Source organism: Nocardia sp. NPDC059195 (assembly GCF_042754695.1).
In the GTDB taxonomy this organism is placed as follows: Bacteria; Actinomycetota; Actinomycetes; order Mycobacteriales; family Mycobacteriaceae; genus Nocardia.
In genome coordinates, this window is record NZ_JBHZBG010000023.1 from 25,675 (window position 1) to 45,468 (window position 19,794).

Annotated in this window: 22 protein-coding genes; 7 read left to right on the forward strand and 15 right to left on the reverse strand. The window is 66.5% G+C overall.

Annotated elements, in window-relative coordinates; genetic code table 11:
* Positions 1–15 precede the first annotated feature (15 nt).
* Positions 16–729 carry a hypothetical protein gene (locus ACFXKN_RS24840; protein ID WP_378940658.1) on the forward strand — a complete coding sequence of 238 codons (714 nt, stop codon included), beginning with the start codon at positions 16–18 and terminating at the stop codon, positions 727–729.
* Between the two features lie 70 nt (positions 730–799).
* Here ACFXKN_RS24840 and ACFXKN_RS24845 read toward each other — a convergent pair whose 3' ends face one another.
* A complete protein-coding gene (locus tag ACFXKN_RS24845) occupies positions 800–1,771 on the reverse strand; it encodes a LysR substrate-binding domain-containing protein (RefSeq protein ID WP_378940657.1) in 972 nt (323 codons plus the stop codon).
* 145 nt (positions 1,772–1,916) lie between these two features.
* On the opposite strand from ACFXKN_RS24845, the gene ACFXKN_RS24850 reads away from it, so the two are divergent.
* Positions 1,917–3,164: a Glu/Leu/Phe/Val dehydrogenase dimerization domain-containing protein gene (locus tag ACFXKN_RS24850; RefSeq protein ID WP_378943072.1), complete on the forward strand. Its 1,248-nt coding sequence runs from the start codon at positions 1,917–1,919 to the stop codon at positions 3,162–3,164.
* 115 nt (positions 3,165–3,279) lie between these two features.
* Here ACFXKN_RS24850 and erm read toward each other — a convergent pair whose 3' ends face one another.
* From erm to ACFXKN_RS24865, 3 genes are all read right to left on the reverse strand, one after another.
* On the reverse strand, positions 3,280–4,104 hold the full coding sequence (gene erm / locus ACFXKN_RS24855; RefSeq protein WP_378940656.1) for an ErmE/ErmH/ErmO/ErmR family 23S rRNA (adenine(2058)-N(6))-methyltransferase: 825 nt from the start codon (positions 4,102–4,104) through the stop codon (positions 3,280–3,282).
* A gap of 254 nt (positions 4,105–4,358) precedes the next feature.
* Complete coding sequence (locus ACFXKN_RS24860; RefSeq protein WP_378940655.1) at positions 4,359–5,543, reverse strand: NAD(P)-binding protein; 1,185 nt, start codon at positions 5,541–5,543, stop codon at positions 4,359–4,361.
* Positions 5,540–6,184, reverse strand: coding sequence for a TetR/AcrR family transcriptional regulator (locus tag ACFXKN_RS24865; RefSeq protein WP_378940654.1), 645 nt, complete (start codon positions 6,182–6,184; stop codon positions 5,540–5,542). Before ACFXKN_RS24865 ends, ACFXKN_RS24860 begins: the two co-directional genes overlap by 4 nt.
* Before the next feature lie 217 nt (positions 6,185–6,401).
* On the opposite strand from ACFXKN_RS24865, the gene ACFXKN_RS24870 reads away from it, so the two are divergent.
* The gene (locus tag ACFXKN_RS24870) at positions 6,402–7,244 is read left to right on the forward strand and encodes a hypothetical protein (protein WP_379433934.1); all 843 of its coding nucleotides are present in this window, start codon (positions 6,402–6,404) and stop codon (positions 7,242–7,244) included.
* Between the two features lie 66 nt (positions 7,245–7,310).
* Here the strand turns inward: ACFXKN_RS24870 and ACFXKN_RS24875 are convergent, their stop codons facing one another.
* The gene (locus ACFXKN_RS24875; protein ID WP_379433935.1) at positions 7,311–7,655 is read right to left on the reverse strand and encodes a DUF6401 family natural product biosynthesis protein; all 345 of its coding nucleotides are present in this window, start codon (positions 7,653–7,655) and stop codon (positions 7,311–7,313) included.
* A gap of 114 nt (positions 7,656–7,769) precedes the next feature.
* Here ACFXKN_RS24875 and ACFXKN_RS24880 point away from each other — a divergent pair, with 114 nt between their 5' ends.
* Positions 7,770–8,075 (forward strand): hypothetical protein, encoded by a 306-nt coding sequence (locus ACFXKN_RS24880; RefSeq protein WP_379433936.1) that lies wholly within the window; start codon positions 7,770–7,772, stop codon positions 8,073–8,075.
* A gap of 5 nt (positions 8,076–8,080) precedes the next feature.
* Here the strand turns inward: ACFXKN_RS24880 and ACFXKN_RS24885 are convergent, their stop codons facing one another.
* On the reverse strand, positions 8,081–9,262 hold the full coding sequence (locus ACFXKN_RS24885) for an acyl-CoA dehydrogenase family protein (protein WP_379433937.1): 1,182 nt from the start codon (positions 9,260–9,262) through the stop codon (positions 8,081–8,083).
* 99 nt (positions 9,263–9,361) lie between these two features.
* Here ACFXKN_RS24885 and ACFXKN_RS24890 point away from each other — a divergent pair, with 99 nt between their 5' ends.
* Complete coding sequence (locus tag ACFXKN_RS24890) at positions 9,362–10,504, forward strand: cystathionine gamma-synthase (protein ID WP_378940649.1); 1,143 nt, start codon at positions 9,362–9,364, stop codon at positions 10,502–10,504.
* Between the two features lie 91 nt (positions 10,505–10,595).
* On the opposite strand, the gene greA is transcribed toward ACFXKN_RS24890, so the two are convergent.
* Together greA and ACFXKN_RS24900 are read right to left on the reverse strand one after the other, a co-directional pair.
* Positions 10,596–11,087 carry a transcription elongation factor GreA gene (gene greA / locus ACFXKN_RS24895; protein ID WP_056813695.1) on the reverse strand — a complete coding sequence of 164 codons (492 nt, stop codon included), beginning with the start codon at positions 11,085–11,087 and terminating at the stop codon, positions 10,596–10,598.
* 297 nt (positions 11,088–11,384) lie between these two features.
* The gene (locus ACFXKN_RS24900) at positions 11,385–11,849 is read right to left on the reverse strand and encodes a DUF4307 domain-containing protein (RefSeq protein WP_378940648.1); all 465 of its coding nucleotides are present in this window, start codon (positions 11,847–11,849) and stop codon (positions 11,385–11,387) included.
* 120 nt (positions 11,850–11,969) lie between these two features.
* Between ACFXKN_RS24900 and mca the strand changes: the two genes are divergently transcribed.
* Positions 11,970–12,836 carry a mycothiol conjugate amidase Mca gene (gene mca / locus ACFXKN_RS24905; protein ID WP_378940647.1) on the forward strand — a complete coding sequence of 289 codons (867 nt, stop codon included), beginning with the start codon at positions 11,970–11,972 and terminating at the stop codon, positions 12,834–12,836.
* Entirely contained in the window at positions 12,836–13,081 is a 246-nt protein-coding gene (locus ACFXKN_RS24910; RefSeq protein ID WP_378943069.1) for a hypothetical protein, read from the forward strand. The genes mca and ACFXKN_RS24910 overlap by 1 nt, the downstream gene beginning before the upstream one ends.
* Here ACFXKN_RS24910 and ACFXKN_RS24915 read toward each other — a convergent pair.
* The 7 genes from ACFXKN_RS24915 to adh form a co-directional block, all read right to left on the reverse strand.
* A complete protein-coding gene (locus tag ACFXKN_RS24915) occupies positions 13,078–13,251 on the reverse strand; it encodes a hypothetical protein (RefSeq protein WP_378940646.1) in 174 nt (57 codons plus the stop codon). The genes ACFXKN_RS24910 and ACFXKN_RS24915 overlap by 4 nt on opposite strands.
* A gap of 92 nt (positions 13,252–13,343) precedes the next feature.
* Entirely contained in the window at positions 13,344–13,742 is a 399-nt protein-coding gene (locus ACFXKN_RS24920) for an NUDIX domain-containing protein (protein WP_378636247.1), read from the reverse strand.
* A gap of 75 nt (positions 13,743–13,817) precedes the next feature.
* A complete protein-coding gene (eutC, locus tag ACFXKN_RS24925) occupies positions 13,818–14,681 on the reverse strand; it encodes an ethanolamine ammonia-lyase subunit EutC (RefSeq protein ID WP_379433938.1) in 864 nt (287 codons plus the stop codon).
* Between the two features lie 113 nt (positions 14,682–14,794).
* The gene (locus tag ACFXKN_RS24930; RefSeq protein ID WP_379433939.1) at positions 14,795–16,207 is read right to left on the reverse strand and encodes an ethanolamine ammonia-lyase subunit EutB; all 1,413 of its coding nucleotides are present in this window, start codon (positions 16,205–16,207) and stop codon (positions 14,795–14,797) included.
* 74 nt (positions 16,208–16,281) lie between these two features.
* A complete protein-coding gene (eat, locus tag ACFXKN_RS24935; RefSeq protein WP_379433940.1) occupies positions 16,282–17,709 on the reverse strand; it encodes an ethanolamine permease in 1,428 nt (475 codons plus the stop codon).
* Between the two features lie 162 nt (positions 17,710–17,871).
* Complete coding sequence (locus ACFXKN_RS24940; protein WP_379433941.1) at positions 17,872–18,252, reverse strand: DUF779 domain-containing protein; 381 nt, start codon at positions 18,250–18,252, stop codon at positions 17,872–17,874.
* Positions 18,252–19,769: an aldehyde dehydrogenase gene (gene adh / locus ACFXKN_RS24945; protein WP_378940641.1), complete on the reverse strand. Its 1,518-nt coding sequence runs from the start codon at positions 19,767–19,769 to the stop codon at positions 18,252–18,254. Before adh ends, ACFXKN_RS24940 begins: the two co-directional genes overlap by 1 nt.
* Positions 19,770–19,794 lie beyond the last annotated feature (25 nt).

Sequence of the window (19,794 nt, forward strand, 5' to 3'; positions counted from 1 at the left end):
AGTAGCTGTTGCCCAGTGTCATCGGTGGGCGAAGTGAGAAACAATCCGGGCGGCAGGGTCATGGTGGCGGGCGGCGTCATCCTGCGCTGCGTGGTGTGTGGCGCGGACCGGGTGCAAATACCGTGTGGTGAGAACAACGGCTCAGGCGTCGGTTTCTTCGATAGTCCCGCCGTCCAGCCGCTGCGGGATCGTTTCGACATGGTGCTCGATGCCATCGAGTCCGAGGGGGAGTGGGTAACCAATCGTGTGCGTCTGGGGAAGCTGATACTCGGTCGGCTGGGCGATATCGAGGCAGGCGTTCGGCAGTTGATTCGCGCGCGCCCGCTGGAGACGGCCATCGTTGAGCTTCCGTCGGGACGTGAGTTGTGCGTGCCGACAGTCGCGGAGACGTTGCGTATCAAGGCTTTCCTCATTGTGCGGCGTAATCAAACACGTGACTTCCTCGACGTTGCCGCACTCACCGAGATGATGGGGACGATGGAGGCGGCCGCTGTACTCGCCGACATCGATGAGTACTACGCCGATCAGCGCATCGACGGGGTTCCGGTTTCCTCGCAGGTTGCGCGTCAGTTGGCTGATCCGCGACCCGCTGATTCGTCGGTAACCCAGCAGCTGTCGGCGTATCGCAATCTCGATCGCAAGTGGCACGATTGGAGCCGGGTCCGGGATCGATGCCAGAAAGTGGCGATAGCGCTCGCAGGAGGTGAGGATGACACTCCAGTTCCGTAACCTGAATATGATGGTGCGGATCCGTCGCGTTGCCGATCGATATCGATCCGTTGCTTGATCGGACTCTTGTCTACTCAGCTTCCTGAGCGCCTGCACCATCTGAGGCTCGATGCACTGTGGGCGAGGTGCGGATGTCGGGGCCGAGTCCCTTGTTCGCCGCGGCGGTCCGGATCGCGTCCACCACCAGCAGCAGTGCGGCTCGGCCCGCCGAGTTGGTGCGGTAGGCCAGCGACACCGTCCGGGTGAGGGCGTCGCCTAGCGCGACGATATCCACGCCGGGTGGGCGCAACGCCAAACCCAGATCCGATACCAGCGTGACGCCGAGCCCGGCCGCGACCATCGCCATCGCGGTCGCCTGCTCCTCCAATTCGTGGTCGATGCGCGGCCGTAGCCCGGCGGACTGGAACGCCAGCCGTGCCGCGTGCCCGAAGTGCGACCGGGCGGGCGCGATGATCCACGGATGCTCGGACAGCTCGGCGAGGGTCACGCTGGCCGCGGGCACCGCGCCGGCGGGGACGGCGGCGTGGATGCGTTCGACACCGATGACCGCCCGCTCCAGGCCGCGGTCCCAGGTCATCGGATAGTTCGAGTAGTCGAGCACGAACGACAGGTCGAGCGTGCCGTCACGGACGGCAGCGGCCGTCGACTCCGGTGCGAGTTCGGTGGTGCGCACCAGAATGCCCGGGTGTGAGGCGGCAAGGGTGGTGAGCGCGTCGGGGAGCAGGCCCGAGGCGACTGACGCCCACACCCCGGCGGTGATCTTCGCAGTCACCGATCCGCCGGCTTCCTCTAGCGCCTGGGTCGCGCGCTCGACCGAGGCCAGGATCTCTTCGGCGTGCTCGGCGAGCACGATCCCGAGGTCGGTGAGCTGCACTCGGCGCCCGCGTCGTTCGAACAGCCGGGTGCCCGCGTCGCGTTCGAGCTGCGCGAGCTGTTGGGAAACCGCCGACGCGGTGTAGTGCAGAGCGGCCGCGGCGGCCGTGATGGTGCCGCGCCGGTGTAGTTCGCGCAGCATTCGCAGGCGGGCCAGAGACAGCTCCATAACACCGAGCGTAGGCACTGTGCAGGAACTGTGAAGGGTGCCGTGAACGAACCGTAAATAGACGCGCGGCCAGGGGGCCCGCAGGCTTGGTGCTATCGGGACGACGAGGTCCGTCACGACGAACGAGGAGGTGAGCACCATGACGATGCTGAACCCGGGCGCAGGGACGCCGCAGGTGACTTCGCATACCGATGCGACCACACCCACGGACCCGGCCGTCACTCCCACGATCCGTCGTCGCGAGCCGTATCTGCGTCTGCACTGGACGGATTCGCTCACCGACGCGGTCGGTTACCTTGTCGTCCACACCCTGCGCGGCGGCCTGGCCACCGGCGGCACCCGGATGCGGGCCGGTTGCACCCTGAGCGAGGTCGAGGATCTGGCGCGCGGCATGGCCAACAAGACCGCCACGTTCGACCTGCCGATCGGCGGCGCCAAGGGCGGGATCGACTTCGATCCCAAGGACCCGCGCGCCGTCGACGTGCTGCAGCGATTCTGCGAGGCGATGCGCCCGTGGCTCGACGCGCACTGGGTGACTGCTGAGGACCTCGGTGTTCCGCAGCATCTGATCGACGAGGTCTTCGAAAAGCTCGACCTGGACCAGAGCTACCACGCCGCGATCCGGCGCTCCGCCGACCCGGCGGCGACTCTGGAGCGGGTTCGCAACGGACTCAACGCGGCGGTCGACGGCGGCTTCCTGCTCGGTGACGTCATCGGCGGTTACGGCGTCGCGCACGCCTGCCTCGCCACGGCGGTGCAGTGGGGGAAGGCACCTGCCGACACGACGGCCGCGATCCAGGGCGTGGGCACCATGGGCGGGGCGGCGGCGTACTACCTGCACGAGGCCGGGATGAAGATCACCACGGTGGCCGACGCCGCAGGCACCCTGTACTGCGCCGAGGGGCTCGACATTCCGGCGCTGCTTGATCTGCGCGACGGCTACGGCGAGATCGACCGCTCCCGGCTGCCCGCGGGCATCGAGCAGCTGCCGCGCAACGCCATTGTCGCCGCCGACGTGGATATCCTTGTGCCGGCGGCGATCTCGTATGCGATCACGCCGGACAACTCGTACGACATCCGGGCCCACGTCGTCGTCGAAGCCGCGAACGCCGCCACCACACCGGAAGCCGAAGCCATGCTCGCCGCCCGCGGCATCCCGGTGCTGCCCGACTTCGTCGCCAACGCGGGCGCGGTGGCCTGGGCGTGGTGGTTGCTGCTCGGCGAAGTCGACGACACCCCGGAAACCTCGTTCGACCGGCTCCGCACCACGATGCACGACAAGGTCGCACAGCTGCTGACAGCATGGACCGACGAAGGCGTCACCCCTCGCGAGATCGGCCACCGCTGGGCCGGCGACCCGTCCCCGCTCACCGGGCCTGTCGTCATTCCCTGATCGCGGGGCAAGCAAGAAGCGGTCGGCTGAGCGGCATCGAGGCTGGTGTTCGGCAGTTGATTCGCGCAGTGACGTCGGTGCTGCCCGCGCAATGGAAGGCAGCACCGACTCACGGTCAGCGAGTGAGAATCGAGTGCAAATCCACCCACTGATCTGGGTGGACGTAGGCGACCACGGTGTCGTGTGGGATGCCCGCGGTAGCCAGGGCTTCGTCCACGCCGTGGTAGTGGGCGTGTAGGGAAGCGCGGACTGTGCCACCGATTCCCGAGAAGCCGGTTCGTACCAGCTCGGTGTAGGAATCCCGGTGGGGGACAAGGGGTTCTGCTCGTCGGGTGATCCGCAGGATCGCGGAGTCGACCGACGGGATCGGGCGGAAGCTGGTGCGTGGGATCTGCCCGCGCAGTTCCCAGCTGAACCATGGCCAGGTTGTCGCGGTCAGCAGGCTCCAGCGGCCGTAGTCGCCGGTGCGTTTGCGGGCGTATTCGCGTTGGGTGAGCAGCGTTGCCGAGGACAGGGTCGGTGCGGTCAGGCACCAGTCGACGATATCGGCGGTTACGGAGAACGGGATGTTCCCCACCACGGCGAACGGCTCGCGAGGAGCCTTGGCCTTGGTGAAATCGCCACGTACAACACGGATTCCGTCCTCGGAACGCGTTTGCGCCGAGAGCTTGGCCGCGAGCAGCGGATCGATCTCGTACGCGGTGACCTGTGCGCCACTGCGAGCCAAGGCGTGCGTGAGAATGCCCTCGCCCGCACCGGGTTCGAGAACGGTCCCGGCCGGATCGGCCACCGTCAGAATCGAGTCGACGGCGGCACGATCCACCAGAAAGTTCTGGGACAGTGTCCTTCTCGCATGGTCACGGGCGGTCCGACCGCCGCTCTTACCGGTGACCTTGCGCTGAGTATGTGAGTAGTTTCGGTGTGCAAAATCCTGCGCCACGGCAGTGTGCCCCTTCGGGTCTTCGAGTCGAAATACGGTCTCGAAGGGCCCTGGGCGCGCCGGTGGACGCCGATGAAGTTATCCGCGTCCGCTAGCGGGCCAGAGCCCGGCTGTAGCGGAGGCGAGTGAAGTAGTGGCACGACATGCGACCAACTCTAGGAACCATCGGGGCGGCGGGCAACTGAATTTAGGGCGGGTCTTGATCCGATCGGCGCGGCACCTGACCAGCGTCGATCGGATCGTCGGGTGTCGGCCTAGGCGGATTCGGTGTTCGCGTGGCTGCCCGATACCGTCCGCACCGCGGTTACCGCCGACGCGGCGGCGGAAATCGCACTGTTGATGGAGATTTCGCCGCGCATGCCGGGCGCGGCGACCATGTCACCCACCAGATAGACGCCGTCCCCGCGATCGATGGCATGTCGGTCCCGCCACGTGGTTCCGGGCAGGTCGAGCGCGCCGGTGCGGCCCTTCGCGGTGGAGGTGCGGCGGAATGTGGTGCGCGAGCGCCAATCCGGGATGGTCGAGTCCGCGAAATGTTCCAGCCGCTGGTGGGTCGTATCGCGGGATTCGTTGTCGCGCACCGGCATCTGGAGTTGATACAGGGATTGGCCCGCAGGGGCGATGGTGTCGTCCTGAGCGGTGTAGCACTCATGGAAGCCGCCTTCGTCCAGGTCGAAGACGACGAAGCGGTCGCGTCGACTCTTCGTGACGCCGAGATCGAGCAGCGCGGTGAAACCGCTCGTACCGTGCAGAGTGTCGTCATCGAGCAGGCGGCGTGCCGAATCCAGATCGGTGGCGACGATAACTGGTCCGCCGCTCGGAAGTTCGTCGATCCGCGACCCGGTCTCGATGACGACGCCGAGTTCGATTGCGCGTGTGATCATCCGGTCGATCACCTGCTGCCACCCGCCTCGTACCCACCGCACGCCGGGCACGTTCAGACCGACTGCGCGCTGGAAGAGATCCCAGACGAAGGCGGCGGACAACCTGCCGGTGTCAGCGTCGTAGGTGACGACGCTGATCATGTTCGCGATCCGGGTGGCAGTGGTCGCGTCCCAGCGATCCGCCGCCCAACTGTGGAAGTCGACGTCGACGGGGGCTTGCAGCCATTTGCGTGATTGGGCGCGCAGGACGCCGACAGGTGGTGTCCGCCGGATCCGGTCGCCGGTGCGGAAGCCGATCTTCGCGAAGTCGGTGATCCCCGGCCAGCCGAGGCCTGCGACGAAACCACGCTCCTTCAGCCACGCGTAATGCGGGCCGTCGGCATAGAACACGTGCGCGCCCTCGTGCGCGACGTGCGGCGGCGGCGTCGCGCGACCCCGTCCGCCGAGCGTCTGATGCGCCTCGAACAGCCGCACCGGCACGCCGGTTTCGGCGGCGGCGATCGCGGCGGTGAGCCCGGCAAGTCCGCCCCCGACCACGGTGATGGGTGTGTTCATCCTCGGTCCTCTCCTGCGGCCGCCCAGTCGAGCCGGGCGGCGATCATCTCTGCGGTGGCTCGTAGATAGCGATCGGTGTCGACGTCGGCCGGGTGGTCGCCGTCGAAGATGTCGCGCATCATCCAGAAGTGGGCGAGCGCGCCGACCAGCACCGCCGCGGTGGCGTCCCAGTCCTGCTCACCCGCCCGGTCGCCGGCGAGTTCGACCAGTCCGTGGGTGACCATCGACATCACCACCGCGTATTCCTGCTGCCGGAACACCTCCAGCAGCGGAGTGGGGATCGAATTGTCACGCAACAGGATTCGGGTCACATCGCGATCGTGGTCGAGTCGCGCCAGGCCGATCCGGCACAGCGCGACGAGTTTGTCGACGGTGTCCTCGGACGGCGTGATCGCCGCGAGCGCCGCCACGACGGAGAACGTGGGCGCCAGGAACTGCTCCCACTCGCCCCGATCCGTCAGCCGCGCGTCCACCGCCTGCACCAGCAGCTCGTCCTTGGATTTGAAATGGCGGTACAGCGCGCCGGACCCGCCGGAGAGCCCGGCTGCCCGCTCGATCTGCGCGACCGAGGTCTTGGCGAACCCCTGTTCCCCGAACAGACGCAATGCCTCGGTCAGGATCCGCTCCCGCGATGTGCACAACTCGCCACCTCCGCTGTAAGTAACCGCTTACTTACTGTGACTCGAGCGCGTGGCGAGCACAAGACCGCCACGGTGATCGGTGCGATATTGTGCCGCTGACCGGCCGTGAGCAAATTTATCGCTACTTCACCGATTCGATGAGAATTACCTGGGTAAACACCACGAACAGGTGCATCGGCAATTCAGCCGCACTGATCGGAAAGCGAAAGGACAGGCCGTGGATACCTCCGTCATTGCGATAGATTTCCAGCAGGGCTTGACCGATGCGTGGAGTTCGGTCGCGCAGTTCGTCCCCAAAGCGGTGGCATTCATCGCCATTCTTCTCGTCGGCTGGATCATCGCGAAGGTGGTCGCCAAGATCGTGAACGCGGTGCTGGAGCGCGTCGGATTCGACAGACTCGTCGAACGCGGCGGACTGCGGACAATGTTGTCCCGCAGTAAGTATGACGCTTCCGACATCATCGCCAAGATCGCCTACTATGCGATTCTGTTGATCGCCCTACAGATCGGTTTCGCGGTGTTCGGGCCGAACCCGGTCAGTGCGCTGCTCACCAGCATCGTGGCCTGGCTGCCCAGGGCCGTTGTCGCGATCGTGATCATCGTGATCGCGGCGGCCATCGCCCACGCGGTGAGTGATCTGATCTCCAATGTGCTCGGCGGGCTGTCCTACGGGAAGATGCTCGGCCGGATCGCGGCGGTGTTCATCTGGGGTATCGGCATCATCGCCGCGCTGAACCAGATCGGCGTCGCGACCTCGGTGACCACCCCGATCCTGATCGCCGTGCTCGCCACCATCGGCGGCATCATGGTGGTCGGTGTCGGTGGCGGCCTGGTCAGGCCCATGGAACAGCGCTGGAACAATTGGCTCGGCAATCTGGAAACGGAGATGCCAGCGATGAAGGGGCATGCCCAGGCCTACCAGCGTGGACGCGAGGACGCCGCACGTCAGGGCGAGCAGGTGTCGCCGACCTTGGCCGACCAGGGCAGGGAGGCGTGGGTCACGCCAGGAGCGAGCTACCCGGAACGCGAGCCGGGCTGGGGTGGCGAGACAGCCAGGTAACCAACTGGCGCCGGCGCACCGTTACCTCTGGGTGGCGGTGCGTCGGCGTCGGTCTGTGCGCGGTGATCAGTCGGCGGCGTACGCGCACACCGCGGCGAGGCGTAATTGCAGCCAGTCGGCGGCGTGCCAGTCGTCCGGCGCGCCCGCGAAGAATCCGTCGGCCCGCTCGGCGAAATGATCGAGGAGTCCGCGGACATAACCGGCGAGCAGAATGATCAGGGGCACCCGCGCGGAATCCTCGACGCCGAGGGCGAGAATGTCACGCACCGCGGCAGCGTGCTGGTCCAACTGGGCAGACAGTGCGGGCACCACCGCGGCGACGGCGGCCGCGGGGGCGCCGAACTCGGTGTTCAACTGCTGTAATTGTCGTTGCGCCGAAAGTTCGAGCAACGCGGGACCTGGCGCAAACATAACAATATGGTAGCAATCTATCCATCAATGTTGCAATTGGATAATTTCAAGATCAATTATTACCGGTCGGAGACAACTTTCGGCAAACATGCTCGGCGAGCGAAAGGATCCGCAGTGCAGGTCACCGACCCAGCCGTCCACCTGTTCGGCATGAGCACCGTAATCGCCGCTAGCGCAGGGTATTCAGCGCAGACGAGGATCGCCGGTGCCTGGCCTCGGTCGCCTTACGCGCCGTTGCTCGGCCGTCTGGCCGCCGCGATCATCTGGGGTTGCTGCAGTGTGGCCGGCCTGACCGTGCTCGGCATTCCCACAGCGATCACCGTGCCCATCGCGCTGACTGTGTTCACGGTGGTGATCGTGATGCTCGCCGCGGCCTTCGCGGGCGGCATGATCAGGCCCGCTCCGCGACCGAGCCGTTAGCCGACCTACCGGAACGCGTTGGCGTCGGTGAGCGCCTTGCCGATGACCAGCTGGTGCACCTCGGCGGTGCCCTCGTAGGTCAGCACCGACTCCAGGTTGTTGGCGTGCCGCAGAACCGGGTAGTCGAGGGTGATTCCGTTGGCGCCCATGATGGTTCGGCATTCCCGCGCGATCTTTATCGCCTCACGGGTGCTGTTCAGCTTGCCCACGCTGATCTGCTCGCCGGTGATCTCGTGACGGTCCTTCAACCGGCCCAGGTGCAGCGCCAGCAACTGTCCCTTGCCGAGCTCGAGCGCCATATCGGCCAGTTTGGCCTGGGTGAGCTGGTAGCCCGCCAGCGGCTTGTCGAACACCTCGCGGGTACGGGAGTAGTCGATAGCCGCGCTCAGGCAGTCGCGTGCGGCGCCGAGCGCGCCGAAGATGATGCCGAACCGCGCCTCGCTCAAACAGGCCAGCGGCGAACTGAGCCCGCGTGATTCGGGCAGCACCGCATCGGCGGGCAAGCGTACGTCGTCGAAATCCAGTGCGGCGGTGATCGATGCGCGCAGCGACAGCTTGCGGTGGATCTCGCGAGTGGTGAAACCCGGTGTGCCCGCGGGCACCAGGAAGCCACGCACCCGCGGCTTGTCCGTACCGGGCTCCTCCGCGTAGGCCCAGACGACGGCGATATCGGCCACCGACCCGTTGGTGATCCACATCTTGGACCCGTTCAGAATCCAGTCGTCACCGTCGCGGCGCGCCCGCGTGCGCATCCCACCGGGGTTGGACCCGAAGTCGGGTTCGGTGAGCCCGAAGCACCCGATCACCTCACCGGCCGCCATCGCGGGCAGGTACTGCTGCTTCTGCTCCTCGGACCCGAAGAAGTGAATAGCCGACATCGCGAGGGAGCCCTGCACCGACACCATGCTGCGCACACCCGAGTCGACGGCTTCGAGCTCCTGGCAGGCGAGCCCGTACGCGGTGGCCGACGCGCCCGCGCAGCCGTAGCCGTCGAGGTGCATGCCCAGCAGTCCGAGCTTGCCCAGTTCCGGCGCGATCTCGCGGGCCGGGAACGTGCCTTCCTCGAACCAGTCGGCAAGGTGCGGCCGCAGCCTGCGTTCCCCGAATCGCGCCACCGTGTCGCGGATTTCGCGCTCCTCCTGCGACAGCAACGGATCGATGGCGAACAACTCTTCGACGGTGACCATGGCGTGAGCTTAACCGCAGTACCGAACCCGAATCCGACACTTCGACCATGTCGAGAACCCCTGCGACACCGACCCGAACCGGCCAACTAGTCTGAGGCAATGAGTGAGCTGGGATTCTCCACCAGGGCCGTGCACGCCGGATACGAACCCGATCCTCAGACCGGTGCGGTCAACGTGCCCATCTACGCGAGCTCGACCTTCGCCCAGGACGGCGTCGGCGGCATGCGCGGTGGCTACGAGTACGCGCGCACCGGCAACCCCACCCGCACGGCACTGGAAGCCAACCTCGCCGCCCTCGAATCGGGCAGCTATGGGCGCGCCTTCGCCTCGGGTATGGCGGCCACCGACTGCGCGCTGCGCGCCATGCTGCGCCCGGGCGACCACATCGTCATCCCCGACGATGCCTACGGCGGCACCTTCCGGCTCATCGACAAGGTCTTCAGCCAGTGGGGCATCGAGCACTCGCCCGCCCACATCGCCGACCTCGACGCGGTGCGCGCGGCCATCCGCCCCAACACCAAGCTGGTGTGGATCGAGACCCCGACCAACCCGCTGCTGAGCATCGGTGACATCCCCGCGCTGGCCGATATCGCCCACGAGGCCGACGCGAAGCTGGTTGTGGACAACACGTTCGCCACCCCGTACCTGCAGCAGCCGCTGCTGCTCGGCGCCGATGTGGTCCTGCACTCGACCACCAAATACCTCGGCGGTCACTCCGATGTCGTCGGTGGCGCGCTGATCACCAACAGCGCCGAGCTCGACAAGGATTTCGCGTTCCTGCAGAACGGCGCGGGCGCGGTGCCCGGCCCGTTCGACGCCTTCCTCACGATGCGCGGCATCAAGACCCTGGCCGTGCGGATGGAAAAGCACTGCGACAACGCCGAGGTCATCGCGGAGTTCCTGACCAACCACCCGGCCATCTCGCAGGTCATCTACCCCGGCCTGCCCACGCACCCCGGCTACGAGATCGCGCAGAAGCAGATGCGGCGCAGCGGCGGGATGATCTCGGTGCGCCTGACCGGTGGCCGGGAAGCGGCACTGAAGTTCTGCTCGCGGACCGAGATCTTCACGCTGGCCGAATCGCTGGGCGGGGTCGAATCGCTCATCGAACACCCGGGCGCGATGACTCACGCGAGCACCGAGGGCTCGGCCCTGGAAGTTCCCGCCGACCTGGTCCGGCTCTCGGTCGGCATCGAAGACATCAGCGATCTCCTGGCTGACGTCGAACAGGCTTTGAGCTGAGCAGCGGACCCAACACATGACGAAGCGGCCGCATCCGGATTCCGGATGCGGCCGCTTGCGTTCGGGTTCTCGACGTACGGGTTCAGCAGGCTCAGCTGTGGTACGGCTCCGCGCTGACCAGCGTTACCTTCATGGTGTTGCCGTTGGGGAGTGTGTACTCGCGGGTCTCGCCCACCTTGGCGTCGATCAGCGCGCCGCCCAGCGGCGAGTTCGGCGAGTAGGCCTCGAGGCCGGTGGCGCCGAGTCCCTCTTCGCGGGTCGCGATCAGGAAGGTCTCGGTATCGCCTTCGTCGCCGTCGTAGTAGACCGTGACGACCGAACCCGGCAGTGCCACACCGGATTTGGTGGGGGCGACGCCGACCTTCGCGTTGTTGAGCAGTTCCTGCAGCTGGCGGATACGCGCCTCCTGCTGGCCCTGCTCTTCACGCGCGGCGTGGTAGCCACCGTTCTCCTTGAGGTCGCCCTCTTCGCGGCGCTCGTTGATCTCGGCGGCAATGACCGGACGATTGGCAATGAGCGAGTCCAACTCGCCCTTGAGCCTGTCGTGCGACTCCTGGGTAAGCCAGGTCACATTCTCGGTCATCTCGATCACTCCCTAGTAGTTGTTCCCGGCGGACCGGGATTCCCTGAAACCAGCGCGATTCCTCCCGAAAGAGGGCATGCACCAGCCCGACGGCTGGAGCGATCCTGGGGGTGAACCCGATACCCGCAAACAGCACCGCTGGCCGCCAATGCAGCAAACACGGCTCCGAACCCCGGAACCGTGTATCAACCCATTTTAGCATGTCTCATAAAAATGCAGGTCAGGCTAGTCAGGCAGGCTATTCGGTGCGCCAGTTCACTCGGCGCTGGTGCTGGTTCACTGGGCGCTGGTGCTGGTTCACTCGGCGCTGGTGCGCAGATACCCAGGAATCTGGTCGCTGCAACCATAAATGTCGCCCGCCGAAGCCCGTGCCGATGACTTGACGATAGTGGTCACCTGCACGCTGGTCGAGTCCGAGCCGGGGACGAGCACTTCGCGCCGTCCCACCTCGGCGCTGTCGCGATCCATCGCCCGCACGAAGCAGACCACGGCCTGCTGTGGGTTGTCGCGGGTGACCTTGATCCGCACCTGCAGGGTGGCATCGTCGACGACCACGTAGCCGAGTTGCTCGGTCTCGACCGCCTTCGGACCATATTTCTGGAAGCCGAGATAGGCCACCGCGAAGCCGGCGACAACGACGCCGACACCGAGCAAAACCATCAGCCACAGGCGACGCGCAGGTGGTTTTGTGCCATATCGGTCGGCGTGTCGCGCTGCTGCGGCGGCCGAGGTCGCGGCGGAGTCGGGTGCGGGCTCGGTCATCGGTTTCGCGCTCCCGGGGGTGGTCGGAACAAACGGGGGGTCGGATGGAACTATAGGTAACGACATCTGACACCCGCGAGCGAGAGCGACGGTGAACGAGAAGTGAGTGGCCTTCGCCTCATGGCAGTGCACGCCCACCCCGACGACGAATCGAGCAAGGGCGCCGCGACGACCGCCAGGTACGCCGCGGAGGGCGTCGAGGTGCTCGTCGTGACGTTGACCGGCGGCGAGCGCGGCAGCATCCTGAACCCGGCCATGGACACCCCCGGTGTGCTCGACCGGATCAACGAAGTTCGGCGCGAGGAGATGGCCGCGGCCGCCCACGCGCTCGGCGTGCGCCAGCACTGGCTGGGCTTCGTCGACTCGGGCCTGCCCGAGGGCGACCCGCTGCCGCCGCTGCCGGAGGGCTGCTTCGCGCTGGTGCCCCTCGAGGAGTCCACCGAGGCGCTGGTGCGCGTGATCCGCGAGTTCAAGCCGCAGGTGATCACCACCTACGACGAGAACGGTGGCTACCCGCACCCGGACCACATCCGCTGCCACGAGGTGTCGATGGCCGCCTACGAGACGGCGGGCGACCCGACGAAGTTCCCCGCGGCGGGCGAGCCGTGGACGCCGCTCAAGCTGTACTACGACCACGGTTTCAGCATGAAGCGCCTGGAAGCCTTCGCCGAGGAGTACGAACGCATCGGTGAACCGTTCCCGCTCCAGGAGTGGCTGGACCGGATGAAGCAGTACCAGGCGGCGCGCGGCGACATCATGGGCCGGGTCACCACCCAGATCGAATGCTCGAAATACTTCCCCCAGCGTGACGACGCCCTGCGCGCCCACGCCACCCAGATCGATCCCAACGGCGCGTTCTTCGCGATCCCGTTGGAGATGCAGCAGCGGCTCTGGCCGACCGAGGAGTTCGAATTGGCCAAGACACGCGTGTCCACCGCAATCCCGGAGACCGACCTGTTCGCCGGCATCGAGGACAACGACCGGTGATGTTGGTCTACCTCGCGCAGCAACCGACGGGCCCCGAATTCGGCAAGGCCTCGCCCCTCGGCCTGCTGGTCATCCTGATCCTGCTGGCAGGCACAGTGCTGCTGGTTCGCTCGATGAACAAGCACCTCAAGGGCCTGCCCGAGACGTTCGAACCCGAGCATCCGGAACCGGATCAGAAGGCCGACGACGGCACCGAGCCCGGTGTGATCACGGTCGAGGATTCGGAACCGAAGCAGAGTACTTAGCGCGCCGCGGCCAGGTCGGCGACGAGTTCGCCGACCAGGTCGCGCGCGGCGGCGGCGTGCTCGGCCACCGACCGCGGCGCCCCACTGGCGTTCAGCTCGATCATCGTGTTCATCAGGCCGAACAGTGCGACGAGTCGGCGTAGAGCGGCGCGGCGTTCGGACACTGTCATCGGCGCGCTGGATATCGGGATGTTCACAGCTATGGGATCGTGGCCGGTCGTTGGTTTGTTTCGGCCGATATCCAATCGACGCCGTCCGCGAATTACCAGTCGATGAGGTCGAGTTCGTGCAGGCGCCGGAACACCATCATCGAACCGGGTGCGACGTGCTCCATCGCGGCGTATTCACTCACGGTGAAGTAGCGGAATTCGGCGATCTCGCCGGTGGCGTGGGGTTCTCCGGTGAGTTCGGCACGGAAACAGGTCATGTGCAGGCCGGTGTTGCGGCGGTGTCCGAAGGCTTCGGCTTCGAAGACGCCGAATTCGGCGACACCGGCCAGGCCGACGCCGAGTTCTTCCTCGATCTCGCGATGTAGCGCCTGTAAAGGGGTCTCGCCGGGGTCGATCTTGCCGCCCGCCATGTAGAAGACATCCTTGCCTTCGGGACGCGTCTGAATCAGCCTGCGGTCGCGGACATGGGCGAGGGCGGCGGTGCGGATCATGGGGATCACTCTAGGGAGCGATCGGCTCCGGCTCACGCCAAACGTGCTCCGCGTCACCCTGGTGTCTGGGTCAGCTCACGAACCAGGTGCTGGTTTGACGGTCAGGGTTGCGGCGGCGGCCAGCGAATCGGTGCGCGAGGTGTCCTTGAGGTCGACTCCCGAGCGGCCGAGTGCGCGAGCCCCCGCGACCAGACCTGCCACAACCCGGGCGGCCTCGGCGTAGGTGAGGCCGTCGGGAGGGTGGATGTTGGAGATGCAGTTGCGTTCGGCGTCGGCACGGCCGGGGCGGGGCAGGTGGGTGAGGTAGATGCCGAGGCTGTCGGCGACCGAGAGGCCGGGACGTTCGCCGATCAGCACCAGTACCGTGCGCACGCCCATGGCTTCGGCGATGTGGTCGCCCAGTGCGACCCTGGCCTGTGTCGCGATGACCGGCGGGGCCAGGGTGTAGCGGTCGCCGAGTTCGGTCGCCAGGGCGGCGAGTAACCCGACGGCGTGGTCGGACAGGGCCACGGGGGAGAGCCCGTCGGCGAGGACGAAACCGATATCCGCGCCGGTGTCGGTGACGGGGGTGAGGTCGGCGGGCAATCTGCCGAGATCGGGCCGCCGGAGGTACTCGGCGCGGTCGGCCGCCCTGCTGGCGACGGACACCGGAGTGCCGAGTCCGACTGCCGCGATCTGCTCGGTGAAGGTCGCGACGTCGAGCGGAAGGTGAACGGCATCGCGGGCGGCCGCGTGGGCGGCGCGAAGTGCGAGGACGTCTGTCGTCGGTAACGCGTCGCCGGTGCGGCCCAGCCCGATCCGGGCCTGTGTGCTACCCCGGAGAACTTCCCAGAAGTCTTGGGCGACATCAGATTCCGGCTGGTGATCGGTGATCGATGCGACCGGGTCCTCGGCGTGCGGGCAACGAGCTGGATCGTGCGGCATCGCTGAGTCGTCCATGCTCGGCATCTTCGGCTCCCGGCTCAGGTGGTCGAAATCGTGAGGGCATCGTCCATCGACGTTCAGGGCGCTGGGAAAGCGCTGGGGCGCGGCCTGCGCCGGGTTGTACGCGATCATCGGGTGGCCGTCAGCGCGCGCAGGGGTGATGACAATGGTTCTACTTGTCGCACACGGCCGTTCGCGTCGAGCATGCCGAGACCCGACAGCCAGTCCTCGAATTCCGGTGCGGGGCGCAGGTTCAGGACCTGGCGGGCGTACAGGGCGTCGTGGAACGACAGGCTCTGGTAGCCGAGCATCACGTCGTCGGCGCCGGGGACCGCGATGACGAAGGCGCAACCGGCCGCGCCCAAAAGGGTGAGCAGGGTGTCCATGTCGTCCTGGTCGGCCTCGGCGTGGTTGGTGTAGCAGACATCAACGCCCATCGGCAGCCCGAGGAGCTTTCCACAGAAGTGGTCCTCGAGTCCGGCGCGGATGATCTGCTTGCCGTCGTAGAGGTATTCGGGTCCGATGAAGCCGACGACCGTATTCACCAGCAGCGGTTGCAGATCCCGCGCTACGGCGTAGGCGCGCGCTTCCAGGGTCTGTTGGTCCACCGGCCGATCACCAACGCCCAGATGGGCATTCGCGCTCAGCGCTGACCCCTGCCCGGTCTCGAGGTACATCACGTTGTCGCCGACGGTGCCGCGACGCAGGGATCGTCCCGCTTCGTTTCCCTCCCGCAACAGCGAAATATTCACGCCGAAGCCGGTATTCGCGCCCTCGGTGCCCGCGACCGACTGGAACACCAGATCCACCGGCGCACCCGCCTCGATCAAACCGATGGTCGTGGTGACGTGGGAGAGCACGCACGACTGGGTCGGGATATCGAAGCGCAAGCGCACCTCGTCGAGCAGCTGCAGCAGATCCGAGGTGGCCTGCGGTGAATCGGTGGCCGGGTTGATCCCGATCACCGCGTCACCACAGCCGAGCAGCAGCCCGTCCAAGGTAGCGGCGGCGATCCCGCGCGGATCATCGGTCGGATGATTGGGCTGCAACCGCGTGCTCAATCGGCCGGGCAGGCCGATGGTGGTGCGGAATCCCGCGGTCACCTGAGCCGCCTTGGCCACCGCGATCAGGTCCTGATTGCGCATGATCTTGCTGACCGCGGCCACCATCTCCGGTGTCAGCCCCGGCGACACCGCGGAGAGGGTGACCGCGGAATCGTCGGCAGCGGCGACAGCGAGCAGCCAGTCGCGCAATCCGCCGACGGTCAGATGGGAGATCGGCGCGAACGCCGACCGGTCGTGACTGTCGATGATCAGCCGAGTGACCTCGTCGGTCTCGTACGGCACCAGTACGTCGTTCAGGAACGTGGTCAGCGGCACTTCGGCCAACGCCCACTGCGCCGCGGCGCGTTCGGCATCGGTGGCTGCCGCGCAACCGGCGAGCTCGTCGCCGCTGCGCAGGGGCGTGGCTTTCGCCATCAGGTCGATCAAGCCGTCGAAGGTGTGGGTCGTGACGCCGATTGTGCTGCGGTACACGGTCATCGGGTCCCTTTCGAGAGATTTCCTCGGCTACCGGCGCCCGGCAGCATGCGCGACGCTGCCGGGTTCCTGACGGCTTACTCGAGCTCGGATTCCGCCTTGGCGATCGCCGCGAACTCCTCATCCGGCGACTTGGCGACCAGGTGTTTGCGACTGTAGAGCCCGAAGTAGGCCATGAAGGCGACGAACACGCCGAGTGTCCACAGCGCGGCCTTCGGGTCGACGAGGAACGTGGCTGCCACCGCGATGGCCGCGATGACCAGCGCGAACGCCGTGGTGACAATGCCGCCGGGCGTGCGATACGGACGCGGCATCGCCGGCTCGCGCACGCGGAGCACGATGTGGCTCACCATCATCAGCACGTAGCTCAGCGCCGCGCCGAACACGGCCATGTTCAGCAGCATCGCGCCCTCACCGGTGAGCGAGAGAGCGAAGCCGATGATGCCGGGCACGATCAGCGCCAGCACCGGCGCCTTGCGGGAGTTGGTGACCGACAGGCTGGTCGGGAGGTAGCCGGCGCGCGAGAGGGCGAAGGTCTGCCGGGAGTAGGCGTAGACGATGGAGAAGAAGCTGGCGACCAGACCGGCCAGGCCGATGTAGTTGACCACCTTGGCCATCGAGCTGTCACCCAGCGCCTCGACAAGGGGGTTGCCCGAGGCGGACGCGTCCTGGGCGCCGAGCGCGCCTGTCACCAGGAACAGCACCACCGCGCCGGTGACGCACAGCAGCAGCATCGCGACGATGATGCCCTTCGGCACGTTCTTCTCCGGCTCGCTGGCTTCCTCGGCGGCCAGCGGCACGCCTTCCACCGCGAGGAAGAACCAGATCGCGAACGGGATGGCGGCCCAGATACCCAGGTAGCCGAACGGCAGGAACGACGACGATCCGGTCGCCGCAGGATCGGCCGCGATGTTGGTCAGGTTGGCCACGTCGAACCTGCCGAGTGCCGCCACCGCGAAGATCGCCAGACCGACCAGCGCGATCGCGGTGATCACGAACATCGCCTTGAGCGCCTCGCCCGCACCGGCCAGATGAATGCCGATGAACAGCGCGTACACCGCCAGATACACCCACCAGCCGTCGGTGATCCCGAACAGGTTCAGCGATTCCACATAGGCGCCGATAAAGGTGGCGATCGCGGCGGGTGCGATGGCGTATTCGATGAGAATGGCTGTGCCGGTGGCGAATCCGCCCCATGGTCCGAGCGCGCGCCGGGCGAAGGTGTAGCCGCCGCCCGCCGCGGGCAGCGCCGAGGACATTTCGGCCATGCCGAGCACCATGGCCAGATACATCGCGGCGATGACGACGGTGGCGATGAGCAGGCCACCGAATCCGCCCTCGGCGAGACCGAAGTTCCAGCCGGAGAAGTCACCGGAGATCACGTAACTCACGCCGAGGCCGGCGAGCAGCACCCAGCCCGCCGAGCCTTTGCGCAGGGTGCGTTTGGCGAGATACTCGTCGACTGGTGCGCCCTCGCCGGTGGCGGGGCTGGTTTCTGTGCTCACTGGTGCTCCTCATCAACAAACAGATGCGCGTTCGACCGGCCACGGTGCTCGTCGAGGGTTGAAGAATGGTTGACGACTGTTACGGCCGTGGATCCGTCAGGTCAGCGGTGCGTATCGAGCACCGCTGACCTGCGGAAACGAGCTGTATACGGGTGTTTCGGATCACCCGGTGATCAGTGGCGGCGCCGACTCCAGCGCGGCCGCTTCCTCGTCGGTGAACAGGCGTGAGCGGATCAGGAACCGCACGCCTTCGGGAGCTTCGAGGGAGAATCCGCCGCCGCGGCCCGGCACGACGTCGACGGTGAGGTGGGTGTGTTTCCAGTATTCGAACTGGTCGGCACTCATCCAGAACGGGGTGTCGCCGGGCAGGTACCCGAGCAGCACGTCCGAACCGCCGACACGGAATTCCCCACGCGGATAACACATCGGCGAGCTGCCATCGCAGCAACCACCGGACTGGTGGAACATGACCGGGCCGTGCTGCCCGGTCAAGTCCCGCAGCAGCGCCGCCGCCTGGTCGGTGAGGTCGACGCGCTGCACCATCAGAAGAAGCCGAGCTTCGTCGCCGAGTAGCTGACCAGGATGTTCTTGGTCTGCTGGTAGTGATCGAGCATCATCTTGTGGTTCTCGCGCCCGATGCCGGACTTCTTGTACCCGCCGAATGCCGCGTGCGCGGGGTAGGCGTGATAGCAGTTGGTCCACACCCGACCGGCCTTGATGCCGCGGCCGAGGCGGTAGGCGGTGTTCATATCGCGGGTCCACACGCCCGCGCCGAGGCCGTAGAGGGTGTCGTTGGCGATCGACAGTGCCTCCTCGGTGGAGTCGAAGGTGGTGACCGCGACGACGGGGCCGAAGATCTCCTCCTGGAACACGCGCATGTCGTTGCTGCCCTTGAAGATCGTCGGCTCGATGTAGTAGCCCTCGGCCAGCCCGTCGACGCTGCGGACCGCGCCACCGGTGAGTACCTCGGCGCCTTCCTTCTTGCCGATGTCGATGTAGGACAGGATCTTCTCGAACTGATCGTTGCTGGCCTGGGCTCCGATCATGGTCGCCTCATCGAGGGGATTGCCGCTGATGATGGCCTTGGTGCGCTCGACACAGCGCTCCATGAACTCGTCGTAGATCGACGAGGCGATCAGCGCGCGCGACGGACAGGTGCACACTTCGCCCTGATTGAGGGCGAACATGACGAACCCCTCGATCGCCTTGTCCAGGTAGTCGTCGTCGGCGGCCATCACATCGGCCAGGAAGATGTTGGGGCTCTTGCCACCCAGCTCCAGGGTGACCGGGATGATGTTCTCGCTGGCGTACTGCATGATCAGCCTGCCGGTGGTGGTCTCACCGGTGAACGCGACCTTCGCGACGCGCGGGCTCGAGGCCAGCGGCTTACCGGCTTCGACACCGAAACCGTTGACCACGTTGAGAACTCCCGGCGGCAGCAGATCCGCGACGAGTTCGACGACCTTCATGATCGAGGCCGGGGTCTGCTCGGCGGGCTTGAGCACCACCGCGTTGCCCGCGGCGAGGGCGGGAGCCAGCTTCCAGGTGGCCATCAGGATCGGGAAGTTCCACGGAATGATCTGCGCGACAACGCCGAGCGGCTCGTGGAAGTGGTAGGCGATGGTGTCCTTGTCGACCTCGCTGATGCCGCCTTCCTGCGCGCGCAGCACCCCGGCGAAGTAGCGGAAGTGGTCGACCGCGAGGGGGAGATCGGCGGCCAGGGTTTCGCGGACCGGTTTGCCGTTGTCCCAGGTCTCCGCGACGGCGAGGGCCTCGAGGTTGGCCTCGATCCGGTCGGCGATCTTGTTGAGGATGTTGGCGCGCTCGGCGGCTGAGGTCTCACCCCAGGCCGGCGCCGCGCGGTGGGCGGCGTCGAGTGCCAGTTCCACATCGGCGGCGCTCGAGCGGGCGATCTCGCAGAACGGCTGCCCGTCCACCGGGGACGTGTTCTCGAAATAGCGGCCTTCTACCGGCGGAATCCACTTGCCGTCGATGAAATTGTCGTATCGCGGCGCGTAGCTGACGATGCTGCCCTCGGTGCCCGGCTTGGCGTAGATCATGTGCGGTGGCTCCTCGCTGATTCCG

Bases quoted from the DNA above. Each gene is read 5' to 3' on its own strand.
- ACFXKN_RS24845 (WP_378940657.1), bottom strand. From the start codon at position 1,771: ATGGAGCTGTCTCTGGCCCGCCTGCGAATGCTGCGCGAACTACACCGG.
- ACFXKN_RS24850 (WP_378943072.1), top strand. From the start codon at position 1,917: ATGCTGAACCCGGGCGCAGGGACGCCGCAGGTGACTTCGCATACCGAT.
- ACFXKN_RS24860 (WP_378940655.1), bottom strand. From the start codon at position 5,543: ATGAACACACCCATCACCGTGGTCGGGGGCGGACTTGCCGGGCTCACC.
- ACFXKN_RS24875 (WP_379433935.1), bottom strand. From the start codon at position 7,655: ATGTTTGCGCCAGGTCCCGCGTTGCTCGAACTTTCGGCGCAACGACAA.
- ACFXKN_RS24885 (WP_379433937.1), bottom strand. From the start codon at position 9,262: ATGGTCACCGTCGAAGAGTTGTTCGCCATCGATCCGTTGCTGTCGCAG.
- ACFXKN_RS24890 (WP_378940649.1), top strand. From the start codon at position 9,362: ATGAGTGAGCTGGGATTCTCCACCAGGGCCGTGCACGCCGGATACGAA.
- greA (WP_056813695.1), bottom strand. From the start codon at position 11,087: ATGACCGAGAATGTGACCTGGCTTACCCAGGAGTCGCACGACAGGCTC.
- ACFXKN_RS24900 (WP_378940648.1), bottom strand. From the start codon at position 11,849: ATGACCGAGCCCGCACCCGACTCCGCCGCGACCTCGGCCGCCGCAGCA.
- mca (WP_378940647.1), top strand. From the start codon at position 11,970: ATGGCAGTGCACGCCCACCCCGACGACGAATCGAGCAAGGGCGCCGCG.
- ACFXKN_RS24910 (WP_378943069.1), top strand. From the start codon at position 12,836: ATGTTGGTCTACCTCGCGCAGCAACCGACGGGCCCCGAATTCGGCAAG.
- ACFXKN_RS24915 (WP_378940646.1), bottom strand. From the start codon at position 13,251: ATGACAGTGTCCGAACGCCGCGCCGCTCTACGCCGACTCGTCGCACTG.
- ACFXKN_RS24920 (WP_378636247.1), bottom strand. From the start codon at position 13,742: ATGATCCGCACCGCCGCCCTCGCCCATGTCCGCGACCGCAGGCTGATT.
- eutC (WP_379433938.1), bottom strand. From the start codon at position 14,681: ATGGACGACTCAGCGATGCCGCACGATCCAGCTCGTTGCCCGCACGCC.
- ACFXKN_RS24930 (WP_379433939.1), bottom strand. From the start codon at position 16,207: ATGACCGTGTACCGCAGCACAATCGGCGTCACGACCCACACCTTCGAC.
- ACFXKN_RS24940 (WP_379433941.1), bottom strand. From the start codon at position 18,252: ATGGTGCAGCGCGTCGACCTCACCGACCAGGCGGCGGCGCTGCTGCGG.
- adh (WP_378940641.1), bottom strand. From the start codon at position 19,769: ATGATCTACGCCAAGCCGGGCACCGAGGGCAGCATCGTCAGCTACGCG.